Here is a 4,549-nt window from a genome sequence, read left to right as displayed (position 1 = left end):
GGGCGCTGGAAACCCAGCCGGCCGGGACCGCCTTGACATGGAAGGAGAGCAGACCGTCGGTACGGGGTGCCCCGGCGAAGGCCTGTGCGGCAGCCAGCAGCCGCTCGACGGCGGTCGGCTCATGGATCTCGGCGGCCCGTACGAAGTCCTCGTCAAACACCACGGAGGCGAAGTCCTCGTCCGCGCCCCCGCGGTCGTCGTCGGGCTCCCAGCCGTCCGGGAACGGCTTGCCCCCCACGTCGTCCGGCACGCCTTCAGAGTAGACCGGGCCAGGCGGTTTGGGCAGAGAGAGCGTGAACTCTCCCTGCCCGGATGACGCCCCGCACAGCCCCTTTGCCGATCACCGAGTGTGACCGTCCCCTGTCACGATGTACTTCGTCGAGGTCAGCTCCGGCAGGCCCATCGGGCCGCGCGCGTGCAACTTCTGCGTGGAGATTCCGATCTCGGCGCCGAATCCGAACTGGCCGCCGTCCGTGAACCGCGTGGACGCGTTCACGGCGACCGTCGTGGAGTCGACCAACTGGGTGAACCGGCGGGCCGCCGCCTGCGAGGTGGTGACGATCGCCTCGGTGTGCCCGGAGGACCAGAGCCGGATGTGCGCGACGGCCGCGTCCAGCGAGTCGACGACCGCTGCGGCGATGTCGTACGAGAGGTACTCCGTCTCCCAGTCCTCCGCCGTGGCCGCCACGATCGTGGCCTTGGTGGCGTCGGCGTACTCCAGTACCCGCTCGTCGCCGTGCACCTTCACCCCGGCCTCGGCCAGCGCGTCCAGCGCGCGCGGCAGGAACTCCGCCGCGATGTCCTGGTGGACCAGGAGTGTCTCGGCCGCGTTGCAGACGCTCGGCCGCTGCGCCTTGGAGTTGATCAGGATGTCGACGGCCATGTCGAGATCGGTCTGGGCGTCCACGTAGACATGGCAGTTGCCGGTACCGGTCTCGATGACCGGGACGATGGACTCCTCGACGACCGTACGGATCAGGGACGCGCCGCCGCGCGGGATGAGCACGTCCACCAGGCCGCGGGCGCGCATCAACTCCCGTACGGAATCGCGGCTTTCACCGGGTACGAGCTGCACCGCGTCGGCGGGCAGGCCGGAGCCGCCGACCGCGTCCCGCAGGACCTTCACCAGCGCGGAGTTGGAGGAGTACGCGGAGGAGGAGCCGCGCAGCAGCACCGCGTTGCCGGACTTCAGGCAGAGCGCGGCGGCGTCCACGGTGACGTTCGGCCGGGCTTCGTAGATGATCCCGACGACGCCGAGGGGGACGCGGACCTGGCGCAGGTCGATGCCGTTGGGCAGGGTCGAGCCGCGGACCACCTCGCCGACCGGGTCGGGCAGCGCGGCCACGTCCCGGACGTCGGCGGCGATGGCCCGCACCCGCTCCGGGGTCAGGGTGAGCCGGTCGATGATCGACTCGCTGGTGCCTGCCTCCCGGGCACGCGCGATGTCCTCGGCGTTGGCCGCGACGATCTCGCTCGTACGGACCTCGAGCGCGTCCGCGATCGCCAGCAGCGCGTCGTCCTTGGCCGACCGCGGCAGCGGCGCGAGGTCGGCGGCGGCGCCACGGGCCCGGTAGGCGGCCTTAGCGACCGGGGAGAGGTTGTCGTACGGCGAGAGCGAGGTCATACCCGCAGGGTAATGGCCCCTGCGCGGGCGTCCATCACGTATTCCGCACTACGAGACGGAAGTGAGGCAAGAGGGACAGGAGGGGCAGGAGGGGTTCAGAAGGGGTGTACGCCCACCGGGGCGGCCGGCGGCGGGCCGTAGCCCTCCGCGATGCGCTGGTGGTACGTCTGGCGGTCGATGACCTCCAGGCCCACGATCTCCCACGGCGGGAGCTGGGCGGTGGAGCGGTGCTCGCCCCACAGCCGCAGCGCGACCGCCGCGGCGTCGTGCAGGTCCCGCGCCTCCTCCCAGTAGCGGATCTCCGCGTGGTCGTTGGCGTACCGGCTGGTCAGCAGGAAGGGGTGGTCGTGCGCGAGCTGCTCCAGGCCGCGCCGGACCTCCTTCAGCGGGGCCTCGGCGCCTGAGACGCTGAGAGTGATGTGCCACAGCTTCGACTGCACACGCTCTTCGCCGCATGTATTCGTCTGGGTGCCCTGACTCGCTTGGCCGTCGTCGAAGTGCGCTCCCGCTCCGACGCTGGTCAGGGCTCGTTCCTCGCCCACGGCCCTGCGGCCGTGGGGGATGCCTCCCGTCCCGCGGGGCACATCCCCTGGGCGCGCTCGTCGCACCGGCGGCCTCCTGTTGCATGTGTCGTGTCGCTGTACCCCGCCATCCTCCGCAACAAAGTTGACCAGTCCCGGGCGAAGCGTGGGGCGCTTTTGGTGAAGGTCTCTGCCAGAAGACCGGACTTTCAGCCGTTTCAGGGGTGCAGGACGACCAGATCGTCCCTGTGTACGACTTCCCGCTCGTACTCCGGGCCGAGTTCCTGGGCGAGTTCCCGGGTGGAGCGGCCGAGGAGCTGCGGGATCTCCTTGGCGTCGAAGTTGACGAGCCCGCGGGCCACGGCATGGCCCGTGGTGTCGCGCAGTTCGACGGGGTCCCCCGCGCTGAATTCGCCCTCGACCCCGGCGATCCCGGCCGGCAGGAGCGACTTCCTGCCTTGCACGACGGCCCGTACCGCGCCGTCGTCCAGAGTCAGGGACCCCTGCGGCGTGGAGGCGTGGGCGAGCCAGAGGAGCCGGTCGGCGGAGCGGCGCCCTGTGCTGTGGAAGTACGTGCCGGTGGCGCGGCCCGCGAGGGCGTCGGCGGCGCGGCTGGCGGAGGTGAGGACGACGGGGACGCCGGCGGCGGCCGCGATCCTGGCCGCCTCGACCTTGGTGACCATGCCGCCGGTGCCGACGCCGGCCTTGCCCGCGCTGCCGATCTGTACGTGGGCGATGTCGGCGGGGCCGCGTACCTCGTCGATCCGCGAGGTGCCGGGCCTGGCCGGGTCCCCGTCGTAGAGGCCGTCGACGTCCGAGAGGAGGACCAGCAGATCCGCTCGGACGAGATGGGCGACGAGGGCGGCGAGCCGGTCGTTGTCGCCGAACCGGATCTCGTCCGTGGCGACCGTGTCGTTCTCGTTGACAACGGGGACGGCGCCCATGTCGAGCAGCTGGTCCAGGGTCCGGTAGGCGTTGCGGTAGTGGGCGCGGCGGCTGGTGTCGTCGGTGGTGAGGAGCACCTGGCCGACGCGTACGCCGTAGCGCGCGAAGGAGGCGGTGTAGCGGGCGACGAGGAGGCCCTGGCCGACGCTCGCGGCGGCCTGCTGGCGAGCCAGGTCCTTGGGGCGGCGGGCCAGGCCCAGTGGTGCGAGGCCCGCGGCGATGGCTCCGGAGGAGACCAGCACTATCTCCTTCTCGCCGCCGCTGCGGACCTTGGCGAGTACGTCGACGAGGGCGTCCACGCGGTCGGCATCGAGTCCGCCGACCGCGGTGGTCAGGGAGGACGAGCCGACCTTGACGACGATCCTGCGGGCTTGCGTTACCTGCTGTCTTGCCACTGTCACAGGGCCGAATCTATGTCAGGGCATGTGGTGGGCGCTCGGCCATTTCACTCGCTGGACAGCGTGCCGCAAGCTGTCGCGGCCGGGGCACCGCACCTCCCGCGGCTGACCGGCCGTCACAGTTTCCACGGGCGAAGCCGTACATACGAATCGGAGCGAAAGGCCGTCCTTGGGGCCCGCCTTGACGTCGTCGCCCGCCCGAGAGCGCCCGCAAGGAGGCCGAAGAGCCCGCGTTCACCCCCAGGGCCGCCGAAAGCCGGATGGCGGGACACCCCCGGCCCGCAGGGCCCGTACGGCGCTACACCGCCTAACGGACCCTCTGCAGCAGGCGCCGTACGTCCCTGCGCAGCCGCCGCAGCACCCGCGGGCCGAAGGGCACCTTTCGCGGCACCACGGGTGCGAGCAGAGCCTCCTTCAGCAGATCCGGCCGTCCCCAGGCGACGCAAGTGAGCCGCCGCCGCTCCCTGGCACCCAGCCGCCGCGCCACAGTCGGCGTCCAGTACTCCTCCATCAGGCGCGCTGCCAGCTCCAGCTTGTGGAGCAGGATCTCCTCCTTCTGCTTCAGCACGACGGGACCGAACTGCGGCAGCAGTGTCACCAGGAACGGCCTGACCATCAGCTGGTCGCGCCGCGCGCCTGGTGGTTCGTACTCGGCGATCAGCTCCATCAGCACCCGCGCCGAGTGGAAGCGCAGCGTGTAACTGCCGCTCTTGGTCACCTGTTTGCCGTCGTCGCGGCCGACCAGGTAGTAGCAGGTGTAGTCAGCGACCACGGAGACTCCGTTGCCCCGCAGATACGCCTCCATGGTGAAAAGCGCGTCCTCGCCGGTGTGCATGGTCTCGTCGAAGCGCATGCCCAGCCGTACGAGAAGTTCGCGCCGGAAGAGCTTCTGCGCACTCAGCGTGAACTTGACGTTGGAGGCGTAGATGTCGGCGCGCTCGACGTTCTTGGCCCACATCGACTTGGCGGCGTTGCGGTTGACGCCTTCGATCTTGCCGAGCACCACATCCGTACCGGCACGGTCGGCCATCGCGACCAACCGCTCCAGCGCCTCTTCGCCG

The 4,549-nt window shown here is 70.6% G+C and carries 4 protein-coding genes and 1 pseudogene; all 5 read right to left on the bottom strand.

The features are described 5' to 3' along the window. Window positions 1–250: SCO2584 family spore wall biosynthesis protein (locus ACWDO5_RS35260; protein ID WP_450534611.1), on the bottom strand; the 250-nt coding region annotated here is incomplete at its 3' end. Window positions 251–340: 90 nt separating this feature from the next. Continuing rightward, window positions 341–1,624, bottom strand: coding sequence for a glutamate-5-semialdehyde dehydrogenase (locus ACWDO5_RS35255; protein WP_450534610.1), 1,284 nt, complete (start codon window positions 1,622–1,624; stop codon window positions 341–343). 95 nt (window positions 1,625–1,719) lie between these two features. Then, window positions 1,720–2,232 carry a hypothetical protein gene (locus ACWDO5_RS35250; protein WP_450534609.1) on the bottom strand — a complete coding sequence of 171 codons (513 nt, stop codon included), beginning with the start codon at window positions 2,230–2,232 and terminating at the stop codon, window positions 1,720–1,722. 131 nt (window positions 2,233–2,363) lie between these two features. Further along, entirely contained in the window at window positions 2,364–3,491 is a 1,128-nt protein-coding gene (gene proB / locus ACWDO5_RS35245) for a glutamate 5-kinase (protein ID WP_450534608.1), read from the bottom strand. A 304-nt stretch (window positions 3,492–3,795) separates the two neighbouring features. Further along, window positions 3,796–4,549 (bottom strand): annotated as a pseudogene (locus ACWDO5_RS35240) (hypothetical protein); the annotation flags it as partial.

This window comes from Streptomyces sp. NPDC000880 (assembly GCF_053599675.1).
This window is presented reverse-complemented; position numbering and strand designations above follow the sequence as displayed.